The organism is Burkholderia metallica, assembly GCF_902832845.1.
Lineage (GTDB): Bacteria > Pseudomonadota > Gammaproteobacteria > Burkholderiales > Burkholderiaceae > Burkholderia > Burkholderia metallica.
The window spans coordinates 608,439-623,771 of record NZ_CADFDB010000002.1; the positions used below are offsets into that span (position 1 = coordinate 608,439).

Annotated in this window: 12 protein-coding genes and 3 pseudogenes; 4 read left to right on the top strand and 11 right to left on the bottom strand. The window is 60.5% G+C overall.

The genetic code is table 11. From position 1 onward, the window contains the following. Window positions 1-126: 126 nt before the first annotated feature. Entirely contained in the window at window positions 127-1,512 is a 1,386-nt protein-coding gene (locus HWX08_RS10040; protein WP_174922711.1) for an undecaprenyl-phosphate glucose phosphotransferase, read from the bottom strand. Between the two features lie 431 nt (window positions 1,513-1,943). After that, window positions 1,944-3,113, bottom strand: coding sequence for a lactonase family protein (locus tag HWX08_RS10045; protein WP_244122690.1), 1,170 nt, complete (start codon window positions 3,111-3,113; stop codon window positions 1,944-1,946). A gap of 388 nt (window positions 3,114-3,501) precedes the next feature. Here HWX08_RS10045 and HWX08_RS10050 point away from each other — a divergent pair, with 388 nt between their 5' ends. From HWX08_RS10050 to HWX08_RS10060, 3 genes are all read left to right on the top strand, one after another. Then, the gene (locus tag HWX08_RS10050; protein WP_174922712.1) at window positions 3,502-4,140 is read left to right on the top strand and encodes a cytochrome b/b6 domain-containing protein; all 639 of its coding nucleotides are present in this window, start codon (window positions 3,502-3,504) and stop codon (window positions 4,138-4,140) included. Between the two features lie 10 nt (window positions 4,141-4,150). Continuing rightward, window positions 4,151-4,930 carry a molybdopterin-dependent oxidoreductase gene (locus tag HWX08_RS10055; RefSeq protein WP_174922713.1) on the top strand — a complete coding sequence of 260 codons (780 nt, stop codon included), beginning with the start codon at window positions 4,151-4,153 and terminating at the stop codon, window positions 4,928-4,930. A gap of 119 nt (window positions 4,931-5,049) precedes the next feature. After that, window positions 5,050-5,340 (top strand): pentapeptide MXKDX repeat protein, encoded by a 291-nt coding sequence (locus HWX08_RS10060; protein WP_174922714.1) that lies wholly within the window; start codon window positions 5,050-5,052, stop codon window positions 5,338-5,340. Between the two features lie 168 nt (window positions 5,341-5,508). On the opposite strand, the gene HWX08_RS10065 is transcribed toward HWX08_RS10060, so the two are convergent. The 3 genes from HWX08_RS10065 to HWX08_RS10075 all read right to left on the bottom strand — a co-directional run bounded on the left by HWX08_RS10065 (window position 5,509) and on the right by HWX08_RS10075 (window position 9,074). After that, window positions 5,509-5,727, bottom strand: a complete 219-nt coding sequence (locus HWX08_RS10065; RefSeq protein ID WP_174922715.1) for a hypothetical protein — start codon at window positions 5,725-5,727, stop codon at window positions 5,509-5,511. Between the two features lie 258 nt (window positions 5,728-5,985). Then, on the bottom strand, window positions 5,986-7,638 hold the full coding sequence (locus HWX08_RS10070; protein ID WP_174922716.1) for a trimethylamine N-oxide permease: 1,653 nt from the start codon (window positions 7,636-7,638) through the stop codon (window positions 5,986-5,988). 341 nt (window positions 7,639-7,979) lie between these two features. Beyond that, a complete protein-coding gene (locus HWX08_RS10075; RefSeq protein ID WP_208454948.1) occupies window positions 7,980-9,074 on the bottom strand; it encodes a DUF4062 domain-containing protein in 1,095 nt (364 codons plus the stop codon). Window positions 9,075-9,749: 675 nt separating this feature from the next. Between HWX08_RS10075 and HWX08_RS34595 the strand changes: the two genes are divergently transcribed. Continuing rightward, entirely contained in the window at window positions 9,750-10,784 is a 1,035-nt protein-coding gene (locus tag HWX08_RS34595; RefSeq protein ID WP_174922717.1) for a methyl-accepting chemotaxis protein, read from the top strand. A 157-nt stretch (window positions 10,785-10,941) separates the two neighbouring features. On the opposite strand, the gene HWX08_RS10085 is transcribed toward HWX08_RS34595, so the two are convergent. The 6 genes and pseudogenes from HWX08_RS10085 to HWX08_RS10105 all read right to left on the bottom strand — a co-directional run. Beyond that, window positions 10,942-12,360 (bottom strand): glycosyltransferase family 9 protein, encoded by a 1,419-nt coding sequence (locus HWX08_RS10085; protein WP_174922718.1) that lies wholly within the window; start codon window positions 12,358-12,360, stop codon window positions 10,942-10,944. 332 nt (window positions 12,361-12,692) lie between these two features. Then, window positions 12,693-12,785, bottom strand: a pseudogene (locus HWX08_RS34345) (H-NS family nucleoid-associated regulatory protein); the annotation flags it as partial. 23 nt (window positions 12,786-12,808) lie between these two features. Continuing rightward, window positions 12,809-13,198 (bottom strand): hypothetical protein, encoded by a 390-nt coding sequence (locus HWX08_RS34350; protein WP_244122689.1) that lies wholly within the window; start codon window positions 13,196-13,198, stop codon window positions 12,809-12,811. A gap of 28 nt (window positions 13,199-13,226) precedes the next feature. Beyond that, window positions 13,227-14,306, bottom strand: coding sequence for a lipid II-degrading bacteriocin (locus HWX08_RS10100; protein WP_174922720.1), 1,080 nt, complete (start codon window positions 14,304-14,306; stop codon window positions 13,227-13,229). A 224-nt stretch (window positions 14,307-14,530) separates the two neighbouring features. Then, window positions 14,531-14,927, bottom strand: a pseudogene (locus HWX08_RS34765) (error-prone DNA polymerase); the annotation flags it as partial. Between the two features lie 120 nt (window positions 14,928-15,047). Further along, window positions 15,048-15,333: pseudogene (locus tag HWX08_RS10105) on the bottom strand (catalase/peroxidase HPI); the annotation flags it as partial.

The window sequence follows — 15,333 nt, forward strand, 5'->3', positions numbered from 1 at the left end:
CTGCTCCTTCCTTGATGGCGGCGCCGGGGATGCGGCGACCGCGCGCGTTCCGCCCGGGGTGGCCGGGCAAAGCGGGTTCAGTGGAGAGCGCGCTGCGTTCGCCGGTCAAGCGAACGGGTCTGCCGCTCAGTAAGCGTTGGGATGCACGATCCCTTTCAGGACGGTCGCGCCGATGATTCGCAGATCGAGCGCGAACGACCAGTTGCGCAGGTAGTACAGGTCGTACTCGATGCGCGACTGCATGCTTTCGACGCGTTCGGTCGCGCCGCGCAGCCCGTTGACCTGCGCCCATCCGGTGATGCCGGGCTTGATCCGGTAGCGGTGGATGTAGCCGTCGACGAGCGTGCGGTACTGCGCGTCGTGTTCCACCGCATGCGGGCGCGGGCCGACCACCGACATGTCGCCGAGCAGCACGTTGATGAACTGCGGCAGCTCGTCGAGGCTCGTGCGCCGCAACAGCGCGCCGACGGCCGTGACGCGCGGATCGTTGCGCGTCGCCTGCGCCACCGTGCCGTCCCGCTCGACGTGCAGCTTCATCGTTCGGAACTTGTAGATGTCGAAGGTTTCGCCATCGGCGCCGCGCCGCTTCTGCGTGAAGAACACGGGCCCCGGCGACGACAGCTTCACCGCGACGCCGATCGCGAGCAGCAGCGGCATCAGCGCGATCAGTGCAGCGGCCGCGAACGCGCGATCGAATACGGCCTTCGCCATCCGCGCCCGCACCGACAACGGTGAAACCGCGAGCGAGATCGCGGGTTCGCCGAGAACTTCGTCGACCTGGCTGCCGAACAGCGCCAGCTGGCTGACGTCGGGCAGCAGGCGCATGTCGACGAAGTCGTGGCGGAATTCGTCGATGACGCTGACGATCGTCTGCTCGTCGCTCAGCGGCAGCGCGATCCAGATTTCGCTCGCCCGCTGTTGCCGCGCCTGCCGCGAAAACGCGGCGAGGTCGTGCAGAACGGGCAACGCGCCGGCGATCGGCGTGTCGTGCGGCGACGTCTGGCAGATCGCGACGAGCCGGAACGGCGAAGCTCCGTCGATCCCGGCAGCCAGTCGCGCGATGCGCTCGCCGGTTCCGACGATCGCGATCGCCCGGTGGCGCCGGGGCGCGCGCAGGCGACGGCATCGCCACAGAAAGAGGCTGATACGGAACGCCACCAGCGCGATCGCCACGCCGAACGTCCATCGAATGAACCACGCAACCGATGCGAGGCTGACGGCGGACAGCGCGATCATCATCGCGAACACGCTGCCTTGCGCGACGAGCCACAGGGCCAGTGTGCGCAGCAGGTAGCGAGTCGCACGGACGCCGGTATCGTTCAGGGTCCGATCGGAGAGGCTCAGCAGGAACGTCGCGAACAGCGCGCTCGATGCGACGAGCAGCGTTTCCGTACGGAGCGCCGCGAGCGACCACATCGACTCGCCGAGCATCGTCATCGCGATCGTGGCGATTACGCAAATATCAATGAGGACTACGATAAATTCTTGATGGTGAACCTGACTTTTCTGCATTCCATGTTGACTCGAAGCATGACGGCGCGACACACGCGGATCGCGTTCGCATGCGGATTTCGAGTCCGCCTCGGGTATCTGTTTCCTGTTGTGTTGATCCGCAAAGGGAGAGATTCGAAGCGGATCGTTTGTTTCATTCTATTGACCGCGATCAGGCGGGGCCATCGGGCAACGGGACGTTTGGTGGCGTTTCGATGTCGGACCAGTCCTGTTTTTCGCTGTCCGTCGGCATGCATTGCCGTGCGCGGCAGATTTCCCGGCGTCCGGTGATTGCCGCTACGCGCCGGTTTTAGACCGGCAGGGGGAGGGGCAGGCCCGCACCGCCCCATGCGAGGTCGGCGTATGCAGGGCGCGGCGCCGAGGGCCGCGCGATCGCCGTGTCGTATCGCCGGCGCCGCGGCCGATGAACGGTCTGCGGCGCCGGCGCGATGTCAGACGCCGGCCATCCCTTGCAGACTGACGCCGCTTGCGGTTCCCGCCGGTTTCTCGTCGAGCTTCGTGAGCGACCCGTCGGCGCCGATCGCATAGGTCACGACCTTGTCGGCCCCGAGATAGCTCTGGTACAGGAACTTGCCGTCAGGGCTGATCCACGAGTCGCCCGCGAGGCTGGTCGCCTGACCGTTGACCGCGGGTTCCTGCGCGGCGACGGATTTCAGGAGCGTGGCGCGGCCGCTCGCATCGAGCGCGTACGACGACACGCTGCCCGCGCCGTTGCCGACGTAGACGAAGCGATTGTCCGGCGAAATCGCGAGCCAGCAGCTGGCTGCTTGTCCGCTCGCGATCGGGCCGCTGCGGCCCTGCAACGTGCCGCGCGACACGGCATAGGTGTTGAGCGCCCCGCTCGCATCCGCCGAGACATAGAGGTCGCGCTGGCTGCCGTGCGCGAAGCGGCCGCCGAACGGAACGCCGCTTTGCGACGCAATGGTGGACGCGGCGCCGAGCCGGCCGTCCGGAAGCACGGGGAAGCTCACGATCGTGTCGAGCTGCGTGCCGCCCGGGCCCGACAGCGGAACGTTGACGACGACGGTCGATCCGTCGGGGCTGACTGTAACCGACGTCGGCAGCGCGTTTTCCCGGACGAGCGGATAGGCGCCCGTCTGGGTCAGTCCGCCGTTGTCTTCGACGCGGTAGGCGCGCAGCTGCTGATCGCCGGTCTGGTGCGTGACGTACAGCACGCCGTTGTAATAAGCGAGGCTTGTGGGATGTTCGCCGCCGGTCGGGGTCACGCGCAGCAGGCGCGGCGCGTGCGTGACCGGGTCGAGCGAGAACACCGAAACGGTCGCGTCGCCCGAGTTGACGACGAACAGACGGCTGCGATCGGGCGTGACGATCACGCTGTGATTGCTCGCAAGCGAATCCGGCGCGACGGCGCCTCCCATGAAGAAATTGACGCCGTTGGTGCCGTGTCCGCCGGTCGCCACGCGCACGCCGGACGACAGCGTGCCGTCCGCGCGGCGCGAGAACATCAGCACCGCGTTGTCCGTTTCGTTGGTTTGGGAAAACAGCTTGTCGGCGTCGATGCTCTGCTGATCGATACCGCTGCCGCAAGCGGTGAGCGAGAGGGCCAGCAGCGCGCTGTACAGCATTTTTCTATTCAACATCGAGTCATGCTCCGATTCGACGACACGGCCCGAGGCAACGGCTCGAAGGCTTCATCGTCCTGGTTAGGGGAGCGAATAGTCGGATCGGCCGAACGAATATGACGGCGCGCGCCGATTTTTTTTGCACGCAGATTTGAAGCGCGACATGCATCGATCAGGTTGCCGAAGAATCAGATCAGTCTTATTGCCGGACGCCAGACGCGTTTGCGACCATCGGCTCCTTCGGTTGCGGTTCGTATCGCGACCGCCTTGTTCCGGCGCTTTCAGTTCTGCCCGTTTCGCCGGCCGCCTACCTGTTACCCGGGGAGTATCGCGGGTCGTCATCGAACACGTCGTTCGATCGACCGCGCTTCTTCAATCCGGGTAACGCATTCGATCGAGGGATTTCATGTCTGCAACGGGCTCCGATTTACGCTCGACCCGCACGCCTGCGCGGCGCGGCGGCACGGTCCATCCGGTCTGGTTGCGCGTCACGCACTGGCTCAACGCGATCGCCGCGGTGACGCTGATGCTGTCGGGATGGCGTATCTACAACGCATCGCCGATCTTCGACGGCTTCACGTTTCCGGCGAGCATCACGCTGGGCGGATGGCTGGGCGGCGCACTGCAATGGCATTTCGCCGCGATGTGGCTTTTCGCATTCAACGGGCTCGCCTATCTGGCGATCAATCTCGCAAGCGGGCGCGGTTTCCGGAAATTCCTGCCGGTGACGCCGCGCGCGATCCTGCGGGATCTCGCCCGCGCACTGACCGGCAAGCTCTCGCATGACGACCCGCATCGCTACAACGCGGTCCAGAAGTTCGCCTACCTGTTCATCGTCTGCGATCTCGTCGTGCTGCTGCTGTCGGGGCTCGTGATCTGGAAATCCGTGCAGTTCCCGCTTCTGAGGGAACTGATGGGTGGATACGACGCCGCTCGCGTCGTGCACTTCGTCGCGATGAGCCTGATGGCGGCCTTCATCGTCGTGCACGTGACGATGGTCGCGCTGGTTCCGCGTTCGTTGATCGCGATGCTGCGCGGTCGATAAGGAATTCGCTATGAATGAAGAAAATGGAAAGAAACGTCCGGCGCTCGATCGCGCATCGATCCTGATCGATGTGCGCCGCGAGCTGGCGCTGCCGTCGCGGCGGCTGTTCGGCAAGCAATTGCTGACGCTGGGCGGCCTGACGATGCTGACCGGCTGTTCGCTGACCGACGACGAGTCGGTCGATACGTTCCTCAGCGCCGTGTCGCGTCTGAACGACCGGGCGCAAGCGATGCTGTTCGATCCGAACCGTCTTGCGCCGACTTATACCGACGCGCAAATCACCCGGCCGTTTCCGTTCAATGCGTTCTACGGCATCGACGACGTACCCGCCGTCGACGCGTCGGATTATCGGCTGCAAGTGAGCGGACGCGTGACCGGCCGGCGAAGCTGGACCCTGCCGGAGCTTTACGCGCTGCCGCGCGCCGAACAGATCACCCGGCATATCTGCGTCGAAGGGTGGAGCGCGATAGGGCGCTGGGGCGGCACGCCGTTCGGCGATTTCCTGCGCCGCGTCGGCGCGGACACGACGGCGAAGTACGTCGGATTCAAGTGTGCGGACGACTACTACGAAAGCATCGACATGCCGACGGCGCTGCATCCGCAAACGCTCCTTGCGTTCGAATACGACGGCGTACGTTTGCCCGCGAAGTACGGTTTCCCGATGAAGCTCAGGATGCCGACCAAGCTGGGCTACAAGAATCCCAAGCACATCATGGAGATCTTCGTGACCAACACGTATCCCGGCGGTTACTGGGTCGACCGCGGATACAACTGGTTCGGCGGATCCTGACGTACGCGACTCGAATTTGGCCTGCGTCGAGCCGCTTCAGGCGTTCGGCGCGGCCAAAAAATGCCGGCGTTGCCGGCTTGTTCCCCCCTGTCATTTATCTCATCAACGGAGTTGGTTTCATGAAGAAGATTGGTATTGCAGCCCTGTCTCTCGCCCTCATGTCGAGCGCCACTGTCGCTTTCGCCCAGACGGCCGACGGGATGGCAAAGGACGGCATGGCGAAGGATCATATGGCCAAAAGCGGCATGAGCAAGGAAGGTCACATGTCGAAGGGCCTGATGGCGAAGGACGGCATGGCGAAGGACGGCATGGCGAAGGACTCGATGGCAAAGGATGCGATGTCGAAGAGCACGATGTCGAAGAGCACGATGTCGAAAGATGCGATGTCGAAGGACGCAATGTCGAAGTAATGCCGTCCGGAAGTGCAGCCCGTGAACGGCTGCACAACGCAGTTGCCGCTGGCAATTGCGTTCCACCTGAGCAGAGAGCGAACCGCTCTCTGCTTTTTTTTGCGTCGCAGAACCGTTCCGGCCAAATCTGCGGCGGGCCGGCAATCGCGTGGCCCGCCACGCAGCCGCTCACACCCGATCGATCCTGAAGTGCGCGGCCGCATACGCCGCGTCGCAGGTCCACATCGTTTTACCGTCGCGATGAAAAATCGCCACGCCGTGATCGACCGTCATCCGCGCACGCGGATACACGGCGGCATGGCCGTTGAGTGCCGCGGCGAGATCGTTGCGTTCCTTGGAGGTGGCCTGGTATTCGCCGTCCGGCAGCGGTGCGCGAACGGGTGTCATGGTCGTTTCCGCCCGAACGGCGGCAAGGTCCGGGGGCGGGTGCTCGATGCTCGCATCTGGCAGCGTTTCTTTAGAGACCGCAGCACGGTCAGCATCTGAATCGTGACGTGGCCGCGCCCACCGGCCACCATCGAACACCCGCTCCGGGGCCTCGTACGGTCGACGGCCTGCCCGGATGCATCACGCGCACCCGGGCAGGCCGTCGATGTACGTCGACCCGGCTTCAATACCGCCGGCCTCGCGGCCGGCGTTGCGTGTTCAACGGCCCCACGCAAAGTAATAAGAACCGGCGACCGTCAGCACCGCGCCGATCAGCGCCGCATACGGCGCGAGGTTCAGCCACGTGCTGCGCTTGGGCAACTCGATCTCCATGTCGCGCTGCATCTGCGCGGGGAAGCGGCCGCGATCCTGCCAGTAGTGGCGATAGACGAACACCGGCACGATCAGCAGCATCGCGATCAGCCCGTTGCGCAGCGTGCCTTCGCCTTGCAGATCGGCACCCGCGCCCGCATACACGAGGTTCGCGTAGCCGCAGACGGCGCCCGCGACGAGCAGCCAGGTCGGACAGCGGAACGGACGATCGCGGTCGCCGCGATCCATCCGGTGAATCCAGCCGGACTGCAAATTCAGGAACACGAACAACATGTAGCAGACGTTCGAGATCGACAGCACCGTCATGTAGTCCGACATCATCAGCAGCACGAGGTTGAAGCCGAGATCGGTCCACATCGCGCGCGTGGGCGCGCCGTGCTCGTTCACGTGCGACAGGTACTTCGGCAGCCAGCCGTCAACTGACGCCTGATACAGCGTGCGCGACGAGCCCATCATCGACGTCATCACGATCAACAGGATCGACAGCATCAGCATCACGACCACCGCATTCGCGACCCATGCGCCACCGCCGACGATCTTCGCCATCGCAGCGGCGACACCCGTGCCGTCGCGAATCGCGGGATCGAGCATCGCCTGCGTGCCGAGCGCGCCCTGGAACGCCATCGGCACGAGCGTCATCACGACGAGGCACAGCGCGCCCGACCAGAAGATCGCCTTCGCGGTGTCGCGGCGCGGATCGCGGAATTCGCGCGTGTAGCAGACGGCCGTCTCGAAGCCGTACGACGCCCAGCCGGCCATGAACATCGCGCCGAGCGCCATCGTCACGCCTTGCCCGTTCCACGCGCCGAACGTCGCGGCTGTGAGGTTGCCTTGCGCATCGTGGCCGAGCGGCAGCAGTGGAAGCAGGTTCGACATCGGCACGTCGCCGAACACGAACGGCACGATGCCGACGATCAAGAGCGGCGTGAGCGATGCGATGCCGAGGATGCGCTGCGTCTTCGCGGCCTTCGATGCGCCGCTGTGCTGAAGCTTGAACGTGATCAGCAACAGGATCGCCGCGATGATGAAGATCGCGTTGATCCGCAGCGACAGGCCGGGCTTGATGAAGCTCAGGTCGGCCAGCTTGAGCTGCCAGGTCAGCACCGCCGCATCGGCGGGAAAGAGGCTCGTGAGCGCGTAGCTCGCCGCGAGGCCACAGCCGAGCGCGAGCATCGGCGACCACGCGAGCCAGTTGCACCATACGGAAACCGGGGCAATCAGCTTGCTGTAGCGCACCCAGCCGATCGCGCCGTACACCGACGCGCCGCCCGATTTGTGCGGAAACAGGCTGGAGATTTCCGCGTAGGTGGCGCTCTGGATCAGGCCCATCGTGATCGCGGCGATCCAGACGGCCCAAGCGGGGTGGCCGATCGTCGCGGACACGCCGCCGATCGTGAACAGCACGCCGGCGGGCACGCCGCTCGTGACCCAGAATGCGTCTTTCCAGGTCAGGCCGCGTTGCAGCGTATGGCCGCCGGAATCGCTGCGCGCATCGGCGGCGGCGTCGGCATGGCGAGTAGACGATCCTGCATCGTTCATATGCTTTTCCTGTGTGGTCGATTTCCCGGCCGGCGGGACCGGCAAGCGGGTCGGGCAGGGTGGAAGCATTGTCGAACGCGGGGATGGCCGAAATGAATCGGCCCAGTCTGAAAGTAGGCGTGTGCTCGGACCGGTCCGATTGCGTCGCGGGCTGTCGCGCCGCGACAATGCGGTGGGTCGAGCGTTGGGTGATTGCGTTCGATTCTCCGTACCCGAAGCGAGTCTTCGTTCGATGCGCCGTCCGTTTGGACGGCGCTTTTTTTGGGTTCATCGCGGAATTCGGGGGAACGCCGGGGAGGAACGTCGGTGTTCGGCCAGGCGCAGACGTTCGACACAGCGGCTCAGCCGTTTAGCTTCCTTCTCGCCGTCTGCTTTGCTGCGGGCTTCTTCGCGCTCATCGGAGCGTCCGGCTTATCGGGATTTGACGGCGCTACCGATGCCACTTTCTTTACGGATTCCGATGCGAGCTTCTGTTTGTCCATAAATACCAACAATGCCTTTCCTTTAGCGGTTAAGCGATATCGCTGCCACGCTACTCCACTCACTTTTTCGACCGCGGCCAGCTCATGCATTTCTAACTTCGGGCAAACGTTGAAGTAAAGCAAGCTCTCCCTTTCCTTGATTCCCATGCTGTTGGTGACGCCCGTAATTAACTTGTCTCGCATCACATCAAATATGCCCAGCACATTCACCTTGATAGGCGGGTCTTCCGGATTTTTGTTAAAGGCCTTGGTATTAATTTCCATTGCCTCAAGAAGTTCTATTAGTTCATTGAATTCGTTATCTGACCAGCGAGCCGGTGATCGAGGTGCCTTATTTTCCGGTAATAGCTTCATTTGACTTAATTGCGACAAAGCCTCATCGCGCTCCTTTCGCAATTTTTGCATCTCCTCAAGCATCGACGTCATGTCAGGCAAATCACGAGCAGGAATCCATCCTGCTAACTTATATCGAGCTTGAAAATCAGAAAGCGTCTCGTGCACAGCAAGCTTGATGTCCTTGGTGTCTGAGAAAAATGAGGAGATTCTTGAAAGCACCTTTTCGCGGAATAATTTAAGTTCTTTCGTACTCTCTGTTTCGATTACGTCCCTTCCGTCTTTCTGAACCTTTACATTCAACGCTTCATCGGTAATAACGACTGCGAAGACAGGTTTGCCTTGCGATACAGCGTAGTCGTACTCCAATTCGGTGTAGCTGAGGGAGGTGTTAGGCTCAACCGAGCCATAACGACCACCAGAAATAAGCATATAGACGTCGGATTCGTCTATCCATCGGCGAATTGTTTCCAATTGCGACTCATTGCCCGCCGAAAACAATTCCATGCCAGCAGGGATGTGGCCGGCTTTAAGGATCGCCTCAACTGCTGCCTGACGTTCAATTTTCAAGTCACGATAAGTGGATGAAACAAAAACTTGCAGCTTCTTTTTTATCGACATTGGGATATCTATATTTAACGAGGGCTAGTTCATCAAAACCATCGCACACGTGATGGAAACTGGCAATCCGATTTGTATGATATGCGGAAAACGATTGCTTGTGCATTGGGACTGGTGCGCGATAGTCAAAGTGACGCCGCTATCTTATGCCGTAGGCGGCACAAGGTTCCGAGTCCGACGAGCGACCGAGGCCGTAACATCCCGCTGCGCGGAGCGTGCTGATATCACCGATTGCAGAACTGCGTGTGAAGGGCTCATATCAGGGACGTAGCGGACTAATGCTCGTGTTGACTGATTGACTCAAACGGGTCGATCTGCGCCAGTCGCGCGTTGCAGGGCGTGGCCGTCCGCCGGCCGCGTTCGGCCAAGTCCCGCTACTCGCGACCGTGTCCGACATGTCATTCGGGCGCCTGCAGCGTTGCAAGCTCGGGCACCTCTCCAGTCAACCACGCAACCTCAGCCGTGAGTCTCGGATATCCGAGAAAAACGCCAATGCCGGGCGCGACTTCCCATGCCCGCATCCGGTGCGTCGGGGCGCCAACACGAGTCATATCCACAGGCCGGCTGCCCCAATGGCGGGAACGCAACGTTTGCGTTCTTAAGCCATCGCACCCTTCGAACTGGCCCAAAGCTTGCGTAACCGGCAGATCGGGCAACGTTCACAGGAACTACGGCATGTCGAATCCCCAGGCTATCGTCGACCTCACGCATGAAGTCAAACGAATCGCAACGAGCAAGATCAGCGACATCAACGACATCAATCGCGAGGCCACGTTTCTCGCACTGAATGCACGCATCGAAGCTGCGCGCGCCGGCAACGCGGGCAAAGGCTTTGCCGTAGTCGCAAACCAGGTCAAGCACGTTTCCAGCCGCATCTCGGAAATCACCACGGCTCTGAACAAGGATCTCGCCGGCTCGCTGTCCACGCTTACGCAGCTCGGCGACAGCATGATCGAACGCCTGCGATCGCACGACGGCCAGCGCTGTGCCGATCTCGCGCTCAACATGATCGACGTCATCGACCGCAACCTCTACGAACGCTCGTGTGACGTGCGCTGGTGGGCAACCGACTCGGCCGTCGTGGACTGTCTCCAGAACAACGACGCTGCTTCGGTGAAGCATGCCGGCGAGCGACTATCGGTGATTCTCGACAGCTATACGGTTTACCGTGACATTTGGGTAGTCGACGAACGCGGCTTCGTCGTCGCGAACGGCCGGCCTGGTCTGTATTCCGTGCGCGGGCAGAACGTAGTGGGAGCGGCCTGGTTCAAGGCCGCGATGAAAACCAGCTCGGGCGCGGACTATGTCGCATGCGACGTCGAGGCGCTCCCTTTGATGCATGATGCCCAAGTGGCGACCTACGCGACGGCGATCCGCGAGGGCGGTCGTGCGAGCGGCCGCGTGCTCGGCGCACTCGCTATTTTCTTCGACTGGGCACCGCAAGCTGGCGCTGTCGTCAAGGGCGTACGCCTGAGCGACGATGAATGGACACGCACTCGCTGCATGATTGTCGATTCGGCTTTTCGCGTGATCGCCGCGTCGGACGGACGAGGACTCCTGACCGAGCGCTTCCGCGTGCAGGCCGAGGGCAGGAAGACAGGCTTCTATCGGGCAGCAGACGGAGCGATTGTCTCGTTCGCCGCGACGCCAGGGTACGAGACGTATCGCGGGTTGGGTTGGTATGGCGTGATCTGCCAGAAGCCTGCGTAAGATCGGGCCGCATCCGGGTAGTGTCTGCGCCGGTTACTCGTTCCGCTACGCCGTGAACTCGCAATCGTGCTTTACGTTCGCGTGATGGCAAAGCGGTGTCGTCGATGAGCACCCGGCACGGCATATCTCGTACGGTTCGACGATCTTCCTTTAGCACTCACGACAACTTTCCGGTGCGGCACCAGACTTCGAGAATCCTGCCCGCGTCTTCGACAGTTGCGTGCCAGTCGCCCATCATCGGTTGCCGAACGATGCGGACATTCGGATACCACGGTGTCGCCGTGGGCATTCGCTCGTAGCGCCAGTCCCCATGCAGCGGCGAAAGCAGAATGGTCGGCAGGTTCAAACTGGCCGCAAGATGCAGCGGGCCGCTGTCGACGCTGACGACAGCGGCCGAGGCCGTCGAAAGCAGCATCGCCAGCGAATGCAGATCGGTTGTCGAGTCGATGTTGGTTGTCGAGTGCGACAAGTCATCTGCCAGCCATCGCTGCATTTCGAGGCCACGTTGCAATACGATCCAATGAATGTCCTGATTTTCCAGCAGTGGACGTATCTGATGCAGGCGCAGGCTTCTCCACGCGAAATCTCCGTGAGCAGATTCATTCCCTGACCAAAAGAGCGCAACGCATGGGCGCCCGCGCGCATCGTGGCGAATGCGTGTTGCGAGGTCCGCACTGGACGGAGACGGTGTCTCTTCGTACATCGCGCGTCGCGCCGGCAGATAGCCGGCCAGTGGAAAAAGCGCGGTGAACAGCGAGAACGGCGTGGCCCACATTTCGTCGTGTGGTGCGCTGCCTGATAGCGGTGCCAACAGTTCGCGGGCGCCGATGTCACGGTAATCGTTCAACCACGCAGGGTTGACGGGCAGGCACGGCCACGGCTCATGAAGGATGAGTTCTGTCCCGGTCTGCGCGAGCAGCGCGCGATACCGGACGAACTGGAGCCAGTCACCGAAGCCGCCGCCACGCACGTAGCGGAGAATGCGCGGCAAGGGTGTGTCACCACACCAGTAGCCGGGGTCTGTGATCCCGTATATCTCGGAGACGGCTGCGCGGCTTGTAAATGCCGATGCATATTCGTTGAGGCCCGCGGCGATGCCATAAGCCCGCATCAGCGATGTGCTTCGATTTTTTCGCAGTTGGATGGCGGTGGCGTTCGGAATCGCACCTGCGAGGTGCGATGCCTGACACGACGCGGATCGCGTGATGATTTCGTCGTCCTGGCCGAACAGGGATTGAATCTCGAACTGTATCTGCAGGCGATCCCATTCATTGAGTCCATGCACGAGTGCTTCGAAGTGTGCGTCGAGAACGTCGATTCTGCCGAGGTGCGCGCACGCATGGAACAGGATCATGCGATGGTTCGTATAGCCTGGTGCACGCTGGGTCACTGCCACGCACAGGTCGACTGCTTGTTCAAACTCGCCGAGGAAATAGTGAAACTGAGCGCATGCGTGGAAAAATAACGCGCTATCGCCGTCGTCGGCTCTCACACTGTCCAGCAAGCGTCGGGCTTCGTCCATCTCACCACGTTGCACGAGATGTTGTACATCGAGCACAGGATTACCGTTGGTCATGGATCGCGCTCTGTGGTTGATAGGGCGTTATTTTCTCGAAGCTCTCGAAGCGAATGTTGAGAGCAGTTCGAACCGAAGAGGGGCGTCCTTCAGTCAGGAAGGATACGCGTCTTTTCGGATGGCGCGTGGCCGGCAGGCGACGAACCGACGACGGGTCGACTTGCTGTCGAACGTCAACAATATAGCGGTTGATCAGCGGGTATTTCGAACAGCGCCATGGGCGAACGTTGGGTGATACGCGGTGGGCCGGATCGAGCATACCCACCGCGAGAGAGGCAGGTCGAATGTGTCGAGTGACGGCGCGCAGTTCGACCTTGGGTGATCGGTGCCGCGATCTGAAACTGCGAACGGTCTTTGCCACCGATCCGCGCCGGCGGCCGACCGCGACCGCTCCAGGTCGCACCGGTATCGGGGTGGCGATACCGACTGTCATGGGTGCAATTGGAGGTCAATCATACGGACCCACATTATCAAGAATGATTCCAAGGCACGTCATTTTTGCGATATACCGATGGCCATCCGATCGATACGGGACCTTCCATTGGTGGAGGTCGGTGACGTATTCGAAATTTTCATCAAAAATAATTTTTGATGCGCCATTTTGTTTGGCATATTTTTCAACGAATCCAGTTATTTCGTGGCGACGCATGTTTGGGCACACACCGTCTCCGCCGTCCCAATTTTTAACGTAAATTAAAATGGCAAATAAAACTAGTATGCAAACTATTAATGCGCCAATGGTGGTGGCCGAGTACTTCAGTATTTTTTTTGTCAAAATTACCTCCATAAACAAAAATCCGGTTTGCTGATGTGAGGAAAGCTTCTGAGCTTTCCTCATGCCGGTTCGAGGGGGCAGTAAAATCGACTTACGATCTGCGCCCGAAACCTCCGATCCGAGGCGTATGGACGGCCGCTGGCGTACCATCCGGATTCATTGCCTTGATACTGGCTCTCGTTCCGTTGACGTTGAGTGGTTGCGATCCAGTAAAATAGATCATGAAATCTTTGTGATCAGTAAATTCTCCAATTTTGCGGACGAGTGTAGTCAAAGCCTCTTGTATCGACGGGCGAGACCGCGAAGCGTCAAAATCGAATTTGTCTGGATTAAGTGTGTATTCGCCTCTGAAATAGAAGCTATCATCACTTCCTAAAAATAGCTCACCTTGGATGTGGCCGCTCACTCGTCCAAGGGCCGATCCAACAATCAACTCTTGATTGCTCAGCAAATTTGTGCTGAACTGGGCATCTATTGGATAAACTCCAGGTCCCATGCCTTCGTTGACGATAATGTCTCTTATTGGAGATATCTGCTGAACACCGATTCCAAGTCGCAGGGATTTCAGGTCGACCGATTTGGGTTCTCCGTTTCCCCTAATCCAATTGTAGTAAGCTGAAAGGGTGAAAAACGGAGTGGCGTAGAATTTAAAACTCTCAATGGGTTGGGCCGGGAGGTGACTGAAATAAAAATCGCTGAACAACCCAAATGCTGCTGAGAGGCCGCTAAACGTCGTATCGGAGAGGCCATACTGGGTTGCGCCAGTGATGCCTTGCCAACCCATGTCTGCAATCCAGGAAGTGAAAAGGGCATAAGTTGCAATTTGCGCTTGTACAACTTGTTTGCTTGCAAGTTCCATCCCATAGCCAAATTCATAAAGCACGTCGCGCGATCGTCCGGCGGCAGCGGCTTCGAGAATTTTCTTTCCATTGACTAATCTGAATTTGCCGATTTTAAATATGCCGCCACGAATATTATCTCCATTTATTGCCCAATGATAGCCCCCGGCGGGACCGTTGGGTGAGGCTATGGGGAGGGCAAGTTCGGTCGGTGCCGTAACGTTGATGGGTGGCAGAAGATCGTCGGCCGGACCGTGTCCTTGCGCGAATGATCGAATAGGACTGCTTGCTAATATAGCGGTGGAAGCCCCAAGAAAATGTCGTCTTTTCATCTAACGGTCCCAGTAGCGTTTGGTTTTTTGACTAAAAAGTCAAACCGATTTTAAGGTTGACGAAGTCAACACGCTTTGCCCTTGGGCGTTGCAGAAGGCATGACACGCGTGACCGAGATTGTTGCCACCCGGGCGGTCTTTCAAATTAACTTCATCAATATTACTAGTATCTAACTGTTTCGTGTGAGGTTACAAGCGAAATTGGATGGGAGTCCAATCGAACGTTGTCCCGCCGACTGAAGGCGATCGCGCGCCAGGCGACCGCACCGCAGCGCCAGCGGGTGCCGGCCGAGCGTGAAGCCCATCGTGCGATAAGCCGCCACGATCTCGTTGCCCTCCGATGCTTGAGGGCACGCCGGCACGGCGTCGTCGCGTTCGATACCGCGCAGTAGATCTCGGCTGGAGACTGTAGCGGCCGCCAGCCAAAGGGTCGCGCGACGGTTGCCGCTGGCGAGGGGCGCAGTGCATTCACGCGCGCACCTGCGGGTCGCGCCGATCGAGCCGCGCGCGGCGTGTGTGGTCCGCGACGTCGACGAAAGACCGCGCTGCATTTGCGAGCTCGATACGGCCGGCCACATCCTGGCGTATGCCACGCAACAGCGCGAAGCCGAAGCGCACGGGCACTGGCGGCCCGGCTGTCTAACTGACGCCGGGTTGAATCCGTAACGCAAACGGCCAGTCTCTCGACTGGCCGTTTGCATTGCTACGTTAGTGCGTTACCGCATCACCCTGCGGCGACATTCACGCGAGGTCGAAACGATCGAGGTTCATCACCTTGTTCCAGGCCGCGACGAAGTCGTGCGCGAACTTCTCCTTCGCATCCGCGCTGCCGTACACCTCGGCCAGCGCGCGCAGTTGCGCGTGCGAACCGAAGATCAGGTCGACGCGCGTGCCGGTCCACTTGACCTGCCCCGTCGCCCGGTCGCGCCCCTCGAACACGTCGTTCGCGGCCGACGCCGGCTTCCACTCCGTGCCCATGTCGAGCAGGTTCACGAAGAAGTCGTTCGTCAGCGCTTCCGGACGGTCG